Below are 14,907 nucleotides of genomic sequence, written 5' to 3'. Positions count from 1 at the left end.
AAGGCTCCGACAGGCCCTGCGGCCGCCGAGGCGGCTCGCCAGCGGGCAATCGACGCCGATCAAAACCCCTCAACGACGGGCAGCGCCCGCCAGCCCCATTTCCACATCCGGTTGCCTGCGGGCGGCCGGGCCCAGGCGATCCTGCGCCCAGGCCATCACGTTGGGGACCTGCTGCCAACCGGCCCTGATTTTCTGGGCCGCGTAGCCACCGCCCTGCGCCACATACGGAGCCCCGATTTCGATCAGCCCGGACATGAGGCCGAACAGCATCACCGACGACGCGCGCTTGCTCGCCAGCATGCCGGCATCGGCCCGGTCGGGGGGCAGCGACGCGGGCGATCCGGTGATGTCGATGCTGGAGTTCGCAGCGAAGAGTTCGGAGGCGAACAGGCCAACCGTGACCACCACCGCGGCCGGCACGGGCGACGTCACCAGCGCTTTGGCGCCCTGCAATGCCGAGGGCCCCACCGCCTTGATCGTATCGCCCCAGGATTTGCGTGTTTTATCGATGACCTCGGGCAGGTCTTCGCGCAACAGCATCCTGGCGTCGTAAGGCACCGTCTGCGACAGCTTCATCACGTTCTTCGCACCGGCGGCCAGCATGCCGCCGAATCCGTCGATGAACGTGGCGTCGATGCGATCGGCCCAGACACGGTTCACGCTGTGGTCTCCCCGGCCTTCGATGGCGGCCTGAATGTAGGGCTCCACCGTCCTGGGCAGGTTCTTGGCCACGTTGAGACCTGCTGAAATACCCGCGTTTTTAAGGATTTCCGCATGCGGATCAGGCTGCAGCGAAGCCGGCAGCCGGGTGTTGCCGCCGTAGTCGTTGTAGATGCCGGGCTTGACGATGGCCCCGCCGACCACGCTGGCGAACACATCCACCGCCCCCACGCCCACCCCCACCGCCAGCCCCAGCAGGGAGGGGTTCTTGAGCAACGCCAGAGGCAGCATCGCCACCAGCTTTTCATTGGCCGCCGTCATGCCCGCCATGTACCCGCCCCCGTCGGCAAAGCCCATGCCGATGAAACTCAAAGTGGCGTCGTGGCGCCAAGCCTGGCTCAGGAAATCGTGGAGCTTTTTCGGGGTGTCGATGCCTTTTTCGAAAAGCACTTCGGTGTTGCGCTCCAGCCGCGCGACGACGTCCGGTGCCTGTGCGGCGCCCGGGCCCAGGAGCGATGCGATGGTGGCCTCGGCAGCGTCATGCAACACCTCTTCCCGAGGCAGAGACGTCCGAGGAGAAAAATAGACCGAGTTCCGGTCGGACACGCTGTCGGACAGGTCGATCTCGACGAGAGAAGCGGCCTCCAGGGACGAAATTTGCGCAGAAGAGGCGGTATGTCCGGCACCGGCTGGCCGCGGCAGTTCGGCCCGCGGCCGCGGCGCGGCGGTGCTGCCGTGCGGTCCGCCAGAGCGCGGGAAAAGCGGCTGCAGCGCGCCGGAAGACGTTGTGGTGTGCGCGCGAGCGCGTTGCTGGGGCGCAGCCGTATCGGCGTTGGCCTCACGCCGATCGGCACCGGGAAAGCTCTGCCCTCGTTCGGGCACCGGGCGCCGCGCGGAGGCCGGGCTGCTTTGGATTGCGTTCATGAAATCTCCCCCTTTTGTTGTGAACGGAATGGTCCACCGGGCGGGCACGCCACCGATGAACCGCTCACTCTAGGGTTCGTCCCCGGCCCGTTGCGGGCTCTCGAGCGAAGCGCCGCAGCACGATGCGAACGGGCTGTACGGGTTTGCTGGCAGACGCAAAAAAGCCCCGGAGTCCGGGGCTTTCGGGCTACAGCCGCGGCGGCTGAGCTTTCGCAGAACCGTCCGCGGAAACGTTATGCCGCAGCCTGGAAGCGGTTGCGCAGGGCACGCACTTCGTCGTGGTTGCGCTGGGCACCTTCGGCCTGGCGCTCCACCATGGCCCGCACGTTGGCTGGCAACGATGCCTTCAGCGCCTTGCGGTAGCGGGCCACGGCGGCGTCTTCACCACGCTCGCACTCTTCCAGCACGGCCTTGTCGTCGTGCGTGGACATGGCGGCCTTCACGGACACCCAGCCGCGATGCAGTGCGCCGGACATCGAACCGCCGCTGGAAGGCTCACCGCCATGGTTGCGGATTTCGCGCTCCAGTTCGGTGGCCGCAGCCGCGCATTCGCTGGCGTGGCGCAGGAAAATGCCCTTCAGCTCAGGCGATTCAGCATGCTCGGCCGAGGCCTTGAAGCCGTATTCGCCGTCGCGGCACGATTCGAGCAGGTCGTCCAGCACATCGACCACATCGTCGTTGTCAACCAGCGCGGTGGTGTTGTCATACGTGGGGCTCGAAGAGACCGTGGTGCCGCGGCCTGCGCGTTCCCATGCAGCGCGGGCCGCCGGGCGAGCTTCTTCCCATTCCAGGCGGCTCGTGGAGCGGGCAGTGCCCCAGTCGCGGGCCAGGTTGGGCTCGACGGCATCGAAGTCGCCGTCGTAGCGGCCCACAGAGTTCCAGCCCAATTCGTAGGCAGGACGGTATTCGTCATAGGAGCGGCCCTTCACATGGTAGGGCTCGCGTTCATAGCTTTCGCGCCAGTAGGCGTCTTCCACCGTGGGGTTGACCGACTCTGCGGCGGCCTTGCCAGCCAGGCCACCGACCACCGCACCCGCCACACCGCCGACAGCGGCACCGATGGGGCCGCCGAAAGCACCGGCCGCTGCGCCAGCCATCGCGCCACCTGCAGCGCCGACGCCGGTGCCCACGGGGTGTGCGCCAGGCTCGTTGGTCAGAGGGTCGCGGTTTGCATCGTTGAAATCGGACATGAAAGTAACTCCGGTTGGTTGAACAGTGCCTTCATTCTTCAAGGCATCCATTGCGCCGGAGGTCGGCCTGTGCACCGCGCGACTGTAGGACTCATGCTTGCACAGGCCCTTGGCAAAACTCAGGCCCGACAACGCTTCATTGCTATTAATTTAATAGCTACATGCCGCCGTCTTTATTGCGGTGGAGGCCTTTTCTTCATGCATCTTCCGGCGCGTCCAGGCCCAGTTCCTGGATCTTGCGGGTGATGGTGTTGCGGCCGATGCCCAGGCGCTGCGCCGCTTCCATTCGCCGTCCGTGCGTAGCGGCCAGCGCCGTGCGGATGAGGCGCGACTCGAACCGACGCGAGAGGGCATCCCAGACCTCGGTCTGCCCGCCCGACAGCAGCTTGTGTGCCTCGGCTTCCAGCGCCTGCTCCCAGCCGGGAGGATCAGCGAGGATCACCTGCGAAGCCCCCGGCACCGGGAAGGCCGCGCCGAGGGTCGAGGTGGCAAGCACCCGCTCTTCGCCGGGCAACGCCACTGCCGTGGGAGCGGCGCTTGAAGGGACAGAGGCGGCCAGCGGCGTCGCCGGTGCTTCGCCGCGCGGCTCCTGTACGGACACCTCCGGCGCCGCCGCAGGCACGGGCGCCTCCAGCACTTCGGGGGGCAGATCCTGGAGCGAAATGACCTGGGCCGGCGCCATCACGGTCAGCCAGTGGCAGATGTTCTCCAGTTGCCTCACATTGCCGGGAAAACCGAATTGGCCCAGCCGCACGAGTGCGACATCGGAGATGCGCTTGGGCTCCACACCCAGTTGCCGCGCGCTCTGCTGCAGGAAATGCCGCGTGAGCATGGGCACGTCTTCATGGCGTTCGCGCAGCGCGGGCAGGCGCAGCCGGATGACGTTGAGGCGGTGGAACAGATCTTCGCGGAACACGCCGTCCTTCACCCGGCGTTCCAGATCCTGGTGGGTCGCCGCGATCACGCGCACATGGGCCTTGACGCCGGCATGGCCGCCGACGCGGTAGAACTGGCCGTCGGACAGCACGCGCAGCAGACGCGTCTGAAGGTCGAACGGCATGTCGCCGATTTCATCGAGGAACAGCGTGCCACCCTCCGCCTGCTCGAAGCGCCCGCGCCGCTGGGTCTGCGCGCCGGTGAAGGCGCCACGCTCGTGGCCGAACAGCTCGCTCTCCAGCAGGTCCTTCGGGATGGCGGCGGTGTTGATGGCCACGAAGGGCCCGCCCGCCACGGGCGAATGCTTGTGCAGCGCGCGCGCCACCAGCTCTTTGCCCGAACCCGATTCGCCGGTGATGAGCACCGTGACCTGGCTCTGGCTCAGCCGCCCGATCGCCCGGAACACGTCCTGCATGGCCGGGGCCTGGCCCAGCATTTCCGGGGTGGCGGTCTGCCGCTCTTCGGTGACCTCTTCGCGCTGGCTTTCTTCGACCGCACGGCGGATCAACTCCACCGCCTTGGGCAGGTCGAAGGGCTTGGGCAGGTATTCGAAAGCGCCGCGCTGGAAGGCAGACACCGCGCTGTCCAGGTCGGAGTACGCCGTCATGATGATGACGGGCAGACCCGGCTGCTGTTCGCGCACTTTCTCCAGCAACTGCAGGCCCGAGCCGCCCGGCATGCGGATGTCGCTCACCAGGACCTGCGGCCCCTGCCGCTCCGGATCGCCGGGGGTGATTTCAGCCAGCGCGTCCAGCACCTCGCGCGGGTGAGTGAAGCTGCGCGTCGGCAAGCTCTCGCGTGCCAGCGCCTTCTCTAGGACGAAGCGGATCGAGGGGTCGTCATCTACTATCCAGATCGGCTTCATGTGTTGGTTCTACCTTGTTCCCATGGATTGCTTATCGGGACCTCAAGGCAAGGGAATGAGGATTCGGAAATCGGTGCGACCCGGCATGCTGTCGCATTCGATCAATCCGTGGTGCCGCTGCACAAAGGTCTGTGCCAGCGTCAAACCCAACCCCGATCCCCCATCACGCCCTGTCACCAAGGGATAGAAAATCCGCTCCTTGATGGCTTCGGGCACGCCCGGTCCGTTGTCGATGACATGCAATTCCAGTGCCAGCCGATAACGCTGCCGGCCGAACGTGACCTGGCGCGCAACCCGCGTGCTCAACGTGATCAGCGCGTCGCCCACAGCGATGCGTTCGGTCAACACCTGCGCAGCGTTCTGCACGATGTTCAGGAGCGCCTGGATGAGCTGCGCGCGGTCGCCGCGGAACTCGGGGATCGAGGTGTCGTAGTCGCGCTGAACCCGCAGCCCCTGCGGGTATTCGACCAGCACCAGCGACCGCACACGCTCGCACACCTCGTGGATGTTCACGTCCCCCACGAGATGCGGATGGCGGTGCGGCGCCAGCAGGCGGTCCACCAGGCTTTGCAGGCGGTCCGCCTCGTGGATGATGACCTGCGTGTATTCGGTGAGCTCGGGGTTATCGAGCTCCATCTCCAGCAACTGCGCCGCGCCGCGGATGCCGCCCAGGGGGTTCTTGATCTCGTGGGCCAGGTTGCGGATCAGCTCCTTGTTGGCCAGCGCCTGTTCGCGCAGGCGCTCTTCGCGGTCCTGCCGAGCCTGAGCCTCCAGTGGCCAAAGCTCGACGAGGATTTCGCCAGAGTGTTCTGCAACCGCCAGGTGGACATGCACGGGCATGGCATCTTGCTGCTGCGCCCGGCGCAGTGCGGCCTCGAATCGCAGTGCGGCGAAGTCTTGCCCACGCGCTCCGGCCAAGGCCGTTTGCAACAGCGCCGGGTCTGAAAAATAGCCGCTGAAATCGGAGCCCTCCAGCGTGCGCCGCGACTGCCCGAGCATGTTCTCCAGGGAGGCATTGGCGAACAGCACGGCCCCGTCAGGTTGCAGCACGGCCACGAGCGTGGACACGAGGTCCAGCGCCTGGTAGCGCGCGGTATCGGGTTTGGAAGAAGCCACCACGCTCAGCGATTGGCCGCGGGCAGACGGGCGAGTTCGCGCTTGATGCCGGCCACATCGCTGTCCGCGCGGGCCAGGCTGGCCTTCAACTCGGCGGTACGCTCCATCCACAGTTGGGGGTTGCGCAATTCGAGGGCGGTGCGCTGGGGCTCGCCGTTGTTGTATTCCTTGGCGATCTCGGCCTGCCGCGCCTCGGCCTTGCGCAGCTCGGCTTCCAGGATGGCGCGCGCATCGGAGTCCCGTGCCCGCTGGTCGTTGGTGTCCACCCGTGGGGCATTGGCAGGCGAGGTACTGGCGCTCGGCGTGCTGCCACCGGAGGCCGCTGGCGTGCCACCCGGGCGAGCACCCTGCACGACCGTCACATTGCCGCCTTCGACCAGCTTGCAGCCGCGTTCCTTGGCTTGGCTGGCGTTATTGGTGTATTCATTGCCGCAGCGGTAGATGCGATCCTGTGACCACGCGGCAGGCGCCACGGCGCCGATGGCCATCAGTGCGATGAGTGTTTTCTTCATTCAGGTTCCTCGCAAGGCATGCCGGCGGCATGCGGGAGATGCCAGGGGAGTATCTCCCAATCGCAGAGCCCCGCCAATCGGCCCCCCAGTCTCGGGCGGTTATTACCCTTTGGGCTACAGCGCCGCGTTGGACCACGAATCGTGCCATGAAAAAAGGCGGCCGAAGCCGCCTTTTGGGTGCGTATTCCTTGGCCGAAGCCCAAGGCTTACAGCGAGTAGTACATGTCGTATTCGACAGGGTGGGGTGCCATGCGGAAGCGCGTGACCTCGCCCATCTTCAGGTCGATGTAAGCATCGAGCATCGAGTCGGAGAACACGCCGCCCTTGGTGAGGAAGCCGCGGTCCTTGTCCAGATACTCCAGCGCCTGGTCGAGGCTGTGGCACACGGTGGGCACCAGCTTGTCTTCCTCGGGTGGCAGATGGTACAGATCCTTCGTGGCGGCTTCGCCGGGATGGATCTTGTTTTCCACGCCGTCCAGGCCGGCCATCATCAGGGCCGAGAAGCACAGGTACGGGTTGGCCGATGGATCGGGGAAACGCGCCTCGATGCGGCGGCCCTTGGGGTTCGCCACGTAAGGGATGCGGATCGAGGCCGAGCGGTTGCGGGCCGAGTAGGCCAGCTTCACGGGGGCTTCGAAGCCGGGCACCAGGCGCTTGTAGCTGTTGGTGCCAGGGTTGGTGATGGCATTCAGCGCACGTGCGTGCTTGATGATGCCGCCGATGTAGTACAGCGCGAAGTCGGACAGGCCGGCATAGCCGTCGCCTGCGAACAGGTTCTTGCCGTCCTTCCAGATGGACTGGTGCACGTGCATGCCGGAGCCGTTGTCGCCGGCGTAGGGCTTGGGCATGAAGGTGGCGGTCTTGCCGTAGGCATTGGCCACGTTCCAGACCACGTACTTCAGGACCTGCGTCCAGTCGGCGCGCTCGACCAGCGTGCTGAACTTGGTGCCGATTTCGTTCTGGCCAGCGCCTGCCACTTCGTGGTGGAACACTTCGACCGGAATGCCCAGGGATTCGAGAATCAGGGACATCTCGGCGCGCATGTCTTGCGTGCTGTCAACGGGAGGGACCGGGAAGTAGCCGCCCTTCACGGTGGGACGGTGGCCGCGGTTGCCGCCCTCGAGCTTGGCGCCGGAGTTCCAGGGCGCTTCGTATTCTTCGATCTCGAACATGACCTTGCCGGGCTCGTTGGACCAGCGAACGCCGTCGAAGATGAAGAATTCAGGTTCAGGGCCGAAGAAGGCGGTGTCACCCAGGCCAGAGGCCTTCAGATAGGCTTCAGCGCGCTTGGCGATGGAGCGGGGATCGCGGTCGTATGCCTTGCCATCGCCCGGCTCGATCACGTCGCATTGCAGGAACAGCGTGGTTTCCTCAAAGAACGGGTCGATGTTGGCCGTGTTGGGATCGGGCATGAGTTGCATGTCCGAGGCTTCGATGCCCTTCCAGCCTGCCACCGAGGAGCCGTCGAACGCGTGACCCGAAGAGAACTTGTCCTCATCGAAATGGGACACAGGCACAGTCACATGCTGCTCCTTGCCGCGGGTATCGGTGAAGCGGAAGTCAACAAACTTGACCTCATTCTCCTTCACCATCTTCATCACGTCTGCAACGGTCTTTGCCATCAGGTTCTCCAGGATTTAAGCGCTTGTTGAAAAAAACACCACGAAATAAAAGCAGGTTGCGTGCCAGCCAGGTGCTGTGATGCACTAAGGCGGAGCATGAGAACGACACCGCCTGCCATCTCGCTAAATTTGCACCAATCAAGTGCAAAACAATGAACACTAGTGAAACTTATACATTCCGCACCATTTCAGGGCCGCAGTTTGCACCAAATTCATGCAGCGCTTCCTGCAAAGCATTCCACGCCGCGGGCACCCGTTCTGCAGGGCCTTTCACTCCCAGTTCGATGTGGCGCCCATGCACTGGATGATCCACGCTGGGCAGGCTGAAAACCCGCACTGGTGCATGCTGGCTTTCAATCCGCTCCATCAACGGGGTCAAGGCAGCCTCCATCGCGCCGTAGACAACGATGGAATGCTCGGTCTGGGGCGCGCGGTTGAACCACTGTGCACATTGGTCGTCCAGAACCCACTCCACCATCGGCCAAGCCATGACAGGAAACCCCGGCACGAAATGCACGGCACCACCGGCCCCACCATCGCATGAAAAACCAGGGATCTTGTTGTATGGATTGGGAATGATTCGAGCGCCCTCGGGAAACACCCCCATGTTCAGCCGGTGCACGTTGTCCGCACGATCAGGCTCATAGGGCACGCCCTGTTCGATCGCGACGTCCTGCATGCGCTGTCGAATCAACGCCTCGGCCTCGGGGTGCAATCGGAGCGGCACGCCCAATGCGCGCGCGGCGCATTGTCGGGTGTGATCGTCGGGGGTGGCGCCGATGCCGCCGCAAGAAAACACCACATCTCCGGACGCAAAGGCACGTTGCAAAGTGGCGGTGATGCGATCTGGGTCGTCGCCCACGTAGTCGGCATAGGCCAGCTGCAAGCCACGCGCACCCAGCAGTTCAATCACCTTGGGCAAGTGCTTGTCGGCGCGCTTGCCGGACAGGATTTCGTCGCCAATGATGATGAGTCCAAAGGAAGGGGTCATGGTGTAGGGTTTCCGGCGGGGGCCGTGGGCAAAATGATGGGGCTTGGCGGTACGCTGGCGTCGCCAGCAGCCCCGCTCTGCTCGGCTCGCAACCGCTGAAGCGCATCCAGCGCGTAATGCGTGAACCACAAGGAGGAGAAGGCGAACACGAGGGTGTAAATCCAGACGGCCAACGGAATCAACACGAAGAATGCCGCCGCGAACAAGACCCCCGACGCCCAGACGATTCCAGGCGCCGCGCCCAGATAACCGCACAGGATTCCGATGGCCAGCAGGCGCATGCGGTGGCGCTTGAAAATTTCTTCGCGCTCCTGACGGCTGGCATGCTCCGCCAAGGCATCAAAAACCATCACACGATAGGTCAGCCACCCCCAGATCAGCGGGGGCAGCACCAATACCAGCGGAGGAATGAGCCAGAGGGGAATGGAGACCAGCAACGCTGTCATGGCAGCCACAGTCGCACCGAGAGACCAAGCCAGACTGGCCACAAACGATGCGCCACGCTTGCGCTCCAGCAACGGGAAACGGCGCTTGGCCACGAACGTGACAAGCGCGGGCGTCATGACCACAGCGACCACCAGCACCGAAACGATCATGATCACCGGTGTGGTGAGAACCACCACGATCAAAGGCGCGAGGGTGGCAGGCGCCTGCTCCATGCCCCAAGCCTGAAACCATCCCCACACCATCGCCAGAATGTCTGAAGACTCCAGGGCTGTGCGGACGGCCTGCACCGCAGCGTCCCAGAAAAAATGACTGCCCGCCCAAGCCAGCAGCAGCATGAGCAGCAACGGCAAAAGAGAGAGGCCGATGACGCGGGGATACAGGCAATGGGCGGCTGCGCGCCAGAAGGAATGGATCAGCAATGCCATGGCGGGAGGATAGCGTGTGCAGAAGTCCAGCCGTTATCTAGGCTCTGCCGAACAGGCGCAAAACGCCGCGCCACTGCTGCGCCCAAAACCCCTGTCCATAGTTTCGAACACGGCCGTCAGGCCCCGGCTGAACCTGGTCCCGCACCCCTGTCGGGTCGTATCGCAGTTCGAAATTGGCAGTCCTGAAAAGCATGTCCCACCAAGGCAACAACACTCCAAAATTGCAGCCACCCAGAACGGTGACTGGCTTCAAAGCGGGTTCTGCTTGAACATAACTCTCCGACAGCAACTTCGAAGGGGTCTGTACGGAACGCAGCGTTACCGATTCATGCCCTATGCCGATGGCATGATGCAGGCGGTGAAACCGGGGGCTGACCCACAAACGCTCGCCCCAGCGGCCAAACCATAAACGCAAATTGGCGTGATGGAAGTTCTCGCTCAACTGCGTCAAAGCCACGATGGCCACGAATTGGCCTGGCGCCACACCGATCAGCTGCGCCACGGTGACCACGATCGCATCGCGCAAAAGATCATCGAGAAGGTGGTTGCGGTTGTCGCTCCACATGGTCATCTGCCGCTGCGAATGGTGCAACGAATGCAGCCGCCACCACCATTCGAAGTGGTGCTGCCCGCGGTGGATCCAGTAATCCAGAAAGTCAAAGACCGCCAAATAGACCAGCAGGCTGACCCACGGCAGATCGGTCACGCCCGGCCACAGCGCATCCAGATGGAATGTGCTGATACCGTCCATGCGCAGCACCCCGAAAAAAGCGTCCCACAACGGATCGACACTGAAAAAAAGCGCCAAACGGAACAGACCGAGGCGGTGAATCAATGTGTAGACGATGTCCGTTCGGACAGCAGCACGGTCGAGCATTGGTTCTACAGGGCGCCAATGCTGCAGCGGCGCGATGATGACCAGCATCACGACCAATTGCAGCAGGCCGACCAACAGCCAGCCTGTGGCAGCATAGCCATCCTCCAGCAGGCCAGCCATCCCCGTCGCAAACATGATCGGCTGGATGAGTGACTCAAACAGCCATTGCTGTGCGCTATCGAACCCGTTCGTCAGCCAATCCATCGCTCACATGCTCCTGTCACAGACGGTTGTTCCGGTTCAACGCTTACCAGCCAACCAATCACGGTAATCCGGATGGTCATTCAATGTTCTAAAGCAGAATCCGCGCTGCTTCAACCCGTCGATCAAGGGCTCCAACACGGTAGGAGCCCAGGGATCCTTACGCGACCAGATGCCAAGATGGGCCAGCAAAATGTCTCCGCTCCGAATATTGTCCAGCGCTTTTTTCAACAATGCGGCGTTGCTGAATTTTTCACTGGGCAACTCATCGCCCAAGAAGCCCGCCGGTGACCACCCCACGTGGGCATAGCCGCATGACTTGGCCGCAGCCAATAGGCGAGGCGACGTCTTTCCGCCAGGCGCACGAAAAAGGGGAAGAGGCACCTTGCCCGTCACCTCGCGCAAACGGTCGGAAGCCCTTCGGATCTCACTGCAGTATTGCTCCGCACTGAGGGTCAAATCCTTGCCCGCTTGAGGGCCGGAAGATGACCGGACATGGAATTTCGGCGTATCCGCCGTACCCGCATCCGCACGCCAATATGTATGGTCCATGGTATGGGAGGCGAAAGCATGCCCCTCCGATGCCCGCGCATGCCACCACGGCGCCCAGTGCGCTCCCAAACTCCCATCGCCAGTCTTTGTTTTTTCATCTGCTGCGAAAAAGGTCACCACAACCTTTTTGCGCTTGAGCACTTCGGCAACCAAAGGAGCAATTTCCATGTGCCCCGTGTCGAAGGTCAGGTACACGGGCTTTTGGCAGTCGGCTGTTTCAGCCGCCACCGCAGCATTGAAGGCCCCGTTAGCTATCAAAAAAATAGCAAGCCGCCCAATGAGCGCCATGGTGCGCAATGCCATCTTCATCAACTCCTACCGCGGAGCGTGCTGAAGCGTCCACACACCGTGGGGCGATTTGCCCACATTGATCTTCTGCACGACTTTGCGTTCTACCGTGTCAATGACCAGCATCTTGCGAGCCCATCGGGCGCTGACATAGATCCACCGACCATCGGCTGAGACGTCCATGCAATCTGGCCCTCCAGGCGCCGGATAGGTATCGACCACTTGACGTTTGACCATGTCGATCTTGCTGATCGTATTGGCCACCCGATTGCTGACAAACACGTGGCGCTTGTCACCTGCGCCCCGGAAAGCATGGGCCCCGCTCCCAGTCTTGATTCTCTGGACACTGCGGGGAGCACTTTCAGACACGTCGAAGACCTCGACACTATCGCTGCCCGTCAAACCAATAAAAAGGAATTTATCGTCGGGACTTCCGTAGATGTCTGCAGGCATGGCACCCGTCTTGATGCGCCACTTGATCTTCTGGGTTGCAATGTCGATCGCGACCAGTTCATCGCTGTCCTGCATCGTTGAGTAGACCGTTCGGCTCTGGCTATCCACCCAAAGATGACTGGGGGTTTTGGCCGTAGCCACCCGCTGTACCAAAGTGAGGTCTTTGCCATCCCAGCGATAAAAGTCCACATGGTTCAAGCGATTGGCAGCGGTGATCAACCACTTCATGTCAGGCGTGAACCGTAAGTGGTAAGGATCAACAATGCCCCGAACCGTGCGCTGCACTTGAGCGCTTTTAGGGTCAATGAAGGTCAGCGTATCGGCCAGCGCATTGGCTACGACGAGAGACTTCTCGTCTGGCGTCAGATACATATGGTGCGGCTCTTTCCCGGTGGGAATCCGAGATGTTTCCGTCCAAGTAGCAGGATCGATCACGCTGATGTCCGCCTCAAGCGAATTCAGCACAAAAACGGGGGGTAACGCTGCGCTGCTCGCGGCCGTAGCAAAGAACGCCCACCCCAAAAACACAACGCGGAAACATCCGCCAATTGAAAACTTCACAGTAGGTACTTTCACAACACGCGGCAGTGTAGCCGGTGAAGATGCATGGCCTATGCCTATCCGGGCAACAACTCAACGTCATCCGCAACAGCATGCGTCGAAGACATTCGTGCAATAGCTAATCAGCTAGCTGGTCAATGCAGCAAGATCGTCGTCATCCAGCCATTTCCATTGCCCTGGCGCCAACCCAATTGGTAGGGCCAAGTTGCCGATACGAGACCTGTGCAAGGTCTCTACACGGTTACCCACCGCAGCGAGCATGCGCTTGACTTGGTGATATTTGCCTTCAGTCAAAGTAAGGCTCAATCCATGATCGGAAGTCTGCACGCAAGCGGCTGCCTTTACTGCAATAGGATCATCGTCAAGCACAACTCCTTCAAGCAAACGGTCGATCTGAACTGAACTTACCGGATGCTTGGTTCCCACTTCATACAATTTAGGAACATGCTTCTTGGGTGAGCTCATGCGATGGATGAATTGGCCATCATCGCTGAGCAACAAGAGCCCTGTCGTATCTTGATCCAACCGCCCCACCGCCTGCACACCCTGTATCGCACTTTTGCAAGGTCTTTGGCGCAGCGGCATGGGGAGCAACGTGTAAACGCTGGGATAGGTCGAAGGTTTTTGAGAACACTCGGTGCCGGATGGCTTGTGAAGCATCACATAGGCTCTGGATTGATATACCCATGTTTCCTCTAACACCCGAAACTTTATTCCCTCTGGTTTCAAATCCATAACTGAATTCATGCAGACTTGAAAAATACCAGTCTCCGAATCAAATAACTGGACCAAGCCACGCTGGATTAGTCCTGCGCATACACGCCGGGTACCAAACCCTTGAGAATAAAGAATGTCTTGTAACTGCATATCACTACAACGTGTTGCTTAAATCAATATTCTGAATTTCCAAAGCAAAGCGCCCCGACATCGTTGGATGTCGGGGCGCTTTGGGCTGTAAGAGCCTGACGATGACCTACTTTCACACGGGAACCCGCACTATCATCGGCGCAAAGTCGTTTCACTGTCCTGTTCGGGATGGGAAGGAGTGGTACCAACTTGCTATGGTCATCAGGCATAACTTGGAGCTACCTTGATGTGATCAAGGCGGCGAATTCATAGAGTTTGGAATCAGCTTGTATTTTGACTGCGTCACTTGGCATAACAACTTGATCAAATGGTGATCAAAGTTATAGGGTCAAGCCGCACGAGCAATTAGTATCAGTTAGCTTAACGCATTACTGCGCTTCCACACCTGACCTATCAACGTCCTGGTCTTGAACGACTCTTTAGGGGGCTCAAGGCCCCGGCAGATCTCATCTTGAAACGAGTTTCCCGCTTAGATGCTTTCAGCGGTTATCTCTTCCACACTTAGCTACTCGGCAATGCCACTGGCGTGACAACCGATACACCAGAGGTGTGTCCACTCCGGTCCTCTCGTACTAGGAGCAGGCTTCCTCAAATCTGCAGCGCCCACGGAAGATAGGGACCAAACTGTCTCACGACGTTTTAAACCCAGCTCACGTACCTCTTTAAATGGCGAACAGCCATACCCTTGGGACCGGCTACAGCCCCAGGATGAGATGAGCCGACATCGAGGTGCCAAACACCGCCGTCGATATGAACTCTTGGGCGGTATCAGCCTGTTATCCCCAGAGTACCTTTTATCCGTTGAGCGATGGCCCTTCCATACAGAACCACCGGATCACTATGTCCTGCTTTCGCATCTGCTCGACTTGTCAGTCTCGCAGTTAAGCACGCTTATGCCATTGCACTATTAGCACGATGTCCGACCGTACCTAGCGTACCTTCGAACTCCTCCGTTACGCTTTGGGAGGAGACCGCCCCAGTCAAACTGCCTACCATGCACTGTCCCCGATCCAGATAATGGACCTAGGTTAGAACCTCAAACACACCAGGGTGGTATTTCAACGTTGGCTCCATGAGAACTAGCGTCCTCACTTCAAAGCCTCCCACCTATCCTACACAGATCTGTTCAAAGTCCAATACAAAGCTACAGTAAAGGTTCATGGGGTCTTTCCGTCTTTCCGCGGGGAGATTGCATCATCACAAACATTTCAACTTCGCTGAGTCTCAGGAGGAGACAGTGTGGCCATCGTTACGCCATTCGTGCAGGTCGGAACTTACCCGACAAGGAATTTCGCTACCTTAGGACCGTTATAGTTACGGCCGCCGTTTACTGGGACTTCAATCAAGAGCTTGCACCCCATCATTTAATCTTCCAGCACCGGGCAGGCGTCACACCCTATACGTCCACTTTCGTGTTTGC

12 protein-coding genes and 2 rRNA genes (1 of these 14 cut by a window edge) are annotated in these 14,907 nt (G+C 60.9%); all 14 read right to left on the bottom strand.

What is annotated here, in order from left to right:
• Positions 1 to 69 precede the first annotated feature (69 nt).
• Entirely contained in the window at positions 70 to 1,584 is a 1,515-nt protein-coding gene (locus M5C98_RS07245; RefSeq protein ID WP_272551884.1) for a hypothetical protein, read from the bottom strand.
• Between the two features lie 233 nt (positions 1,585 to 1,817).
• Positions 1,818 to 2,774 carry a ferritin-like domain-containing protein gene (locus M5C98_RS07240; RefSeq protein ID WP_272551883.1) on the bottom strand — a complete coding sequence of 319 codons (957 nt, stop codon included), beginning with the start codon at positions 2,772 to 2,774 and terminating at the stop codon, positions 1,818 to 1,820.
• 196 nt (positions 2,775 to 2,970) lie between these two features.
• Entirely contained in the window at positions 2,971 to 4,575 is a 1,605-nt protein-coding gene (gene ntrC / locus M5C98_RS07235) for a nitrogen regulation protein NR(I) (protein ID WP_272551882.1), read from the bottom strand.
• 42 nt (positions 4,576 to 4,617) lie between these two features.
• Entirely contained in the window at positions 4,618 to 5,643 is a 1,026-nt protein-coding gene (glnL, locus tag M5C98_RS07230) for a nitrogen regulation protein NR(II) (RefSeq protein WP_272553193.1), read from the bottom strand.
• Between the two features lie 53 nt (positions 5,644 to 5,696).
• Positions 5,697 to 6,203: a hypothetical protein gene (locus M5C98_RS07225; protein ID WP_272551880.1), complete on the bottom strand. Its 507-nt coding sequence runs from the start codon at positions 6,201 to 6,203 to the stop codon at positions 5,697 to 5,699.
• A 206-nt stretch (positions 6,204 to 6,409) separates the two neighbouring features.
• Positions 6,410 to 7,825 carry a type I glutamate--ammonia ligase gene (gene glnA, locus M5C98_RS07220; RefSeq protein WP_272551879.1) on the bottom strand — a complete coding sequence of 472 codons (1,416 nt, stop codon included), beginning with the start codon at positions 7,823 to 7,825 and terminating at the stop codon, positions 6,410 to 6,412.
• A gap of 169 nt (positions 7,826 to 7,994) precedes the next feature.
• Positions 7,995 to 8,816 (bottom strand): competence/damage-inducible protein A, encoded by an 822-nt coding sequence (locus M5C98_RS07215; RefSeq protein ID WP_272551878.1) that lies wholly within the window; start codon positions 8,814 to 8,816, stop codon positions 7,995 to 7,997.
• Positions 8,813 to 9,688, bottom strand: coding sequence for an EI24 domain-containing protein (locus M5C98_RS07210; protein ID WP_272551877.1), 876 nt, complete (start codon positions 9,686 to 9,688; stop codon positions 8,813 to 8,815). The genes M5C98_RS07215 and M5C98_RS07210 overlap by 4 nt, the downstream gene beginning before the upstream one ends.
• Positions 9,689 to 9,725: 37 nt before the next feature.
• Positions 9,726 to 10,769, bottom strand: coding sequence for a sterol desaturase family protein (locus M5C98_RS07205; RefSeq protein WP_272551876.1), 1,044 nt, complete (start codon positions 10,767 to 10,769; stop codon positions 9,726 to 9,728).
• Positions 10,770 to 10,805: 36 nt separating this feature from the next.
• On the bottom strand, positions 10,806 to 11,627 hold the full coding sequence (locus M5C98_RS07200) for a polysaccharide deacetylase family protein (protein ID WP_272551875.1): 822 nt from the start codon (positions 11,625 to 11,627) through the stop codon (positions 10,806 to 10,808).
• Between the two features lie 6 nt (positions 11,628 to 11,633).
• A complete protein-coding gene (locus M5C98_RS07195) occupies positions 11,634 to 12,587 on the bottom strand; it encodes a YncE family protein (protein ID WP_272553191.1) in 954 nt (317 codons plus the stop codon).
• 159 nt (positions 12,588 to 12,746) lie between these two features.
• Entirely contained in the window at positions 12,747 to 13,487 is a 741-nt protein-coding gene (locus M5C98_RS07190) for a 16S rRNA pseudouridine(516) synthase (RefSeq protein ID WP_272551874.1), read from the bottom strand.
• Positions 13,488 to 13,580: 93 nt separating this feature from the next.
• Positions 13,581 to 13,693, bottom strand: a 5S ribosomal RNA gene (gene rrf / locus M5C98_RS07185).
• A 118-nt stretch (positions 13,694 to 13,811) separates the two neighbouring features.
• A 23S ribosomal RNA gene (locus M5C98_RS07180) occupies positions 13,812 to 14,907 on the bottom strand; it runs 1,782 nt beyond the window's last position.

It is taken from the genome of Acidovorax sp. NCPPB 3576 (genome assembly GCF_028473605.1).
In the GTDB taxonomy this organism is placed as follows: Bacteria; Pseudomonadota; Gammaproteobacteria; order Burkholderiales; family Burkholderiaceae_C; genus Paracidovorax.
The sequence above is the reverse complement of the archived record's forward strand: the minus strand, read 5'-3'. Positions and strand labels throughout refer to the sequence as shown.

What these genes read in the sequence shown, in the direction of transcription:
- M5C98_RS07245 (WP_272551884.1), bottom strand. Translation starts at nt 1,584, where the DNA reads ATGAACGCAATCCAAAGCAGCCCGGCCTCCGCGCGGCGCCCGGTGCCC.
- M5C98_RS07240 (WP_272551883.1), bottom strand. Translation starts at nt 2,774, where the DNA reads ATGTCCGATTTCAACGATGCAAACCGCGACCCTCTGACCAACGAGCCT.
- ntrC (WP_272551882.1), bottom strand. Translation starts at nt 4,575, where the DNA reads ATGAAGCCGATCTGGATAGTAGATGACGACCCCTCGATCCGCTTCGTC.
- M5C98_RS07225 (WP_272551880.1), bottom strand. Translation starts at nt 6,203, where the DNA reads ATGAAGAAAACACTCATCGCACTGATGGCCATCGGCGCCGTGGCGCCT.
- glnA (WP_272551879.1), bottom strand. Translation starts at nt 7,825, where the DNA reads ATGGCAAAGACCGTTGCAGACGTGATGAAGATGGTGAAGGAGAATGAG.
- M5C98_RS07215 (WP_272551878.1), bottom strand. Translation starts at nt 8,816, where the DNA reads ATGACCCCTTCCTTTGGACTCATCATCATTGGCGACGAAATCCTGTCC.
- M5C98_RS07210 (WP_272551877.1), bottom strand. Translation starts at nt 9,688, where the DNA reads ATGGCATTGCTGATCCATTCCTTCTGGCGCGCAGCCGCCCATTGCCTG.
- M5C98_RS07205 (WP_272551876.1), bottom strand. Translation starts at nt 10,769, where the DNA reads ATGGATTGGCTGACGAACGGGTTCGATAGCGCACAGCAATGGCTGTTT.
- M5C98_RS07200 (WP_272551875.1), bottom strand. Translation starts at nt 11,627, where the DNA reads ATGAAGATGGCATTGCGCACCATGGCGCTCATTGGGCGGCTTGCTATT.
- M5C98_RS07190 (WP_272551874.1), bottom strand. Translation starts at nt 13,487, where the DNA reads ATGCAGTTACAAGACATTCTTTATTCTCAAGGGTTTGGTACCCGGCGT.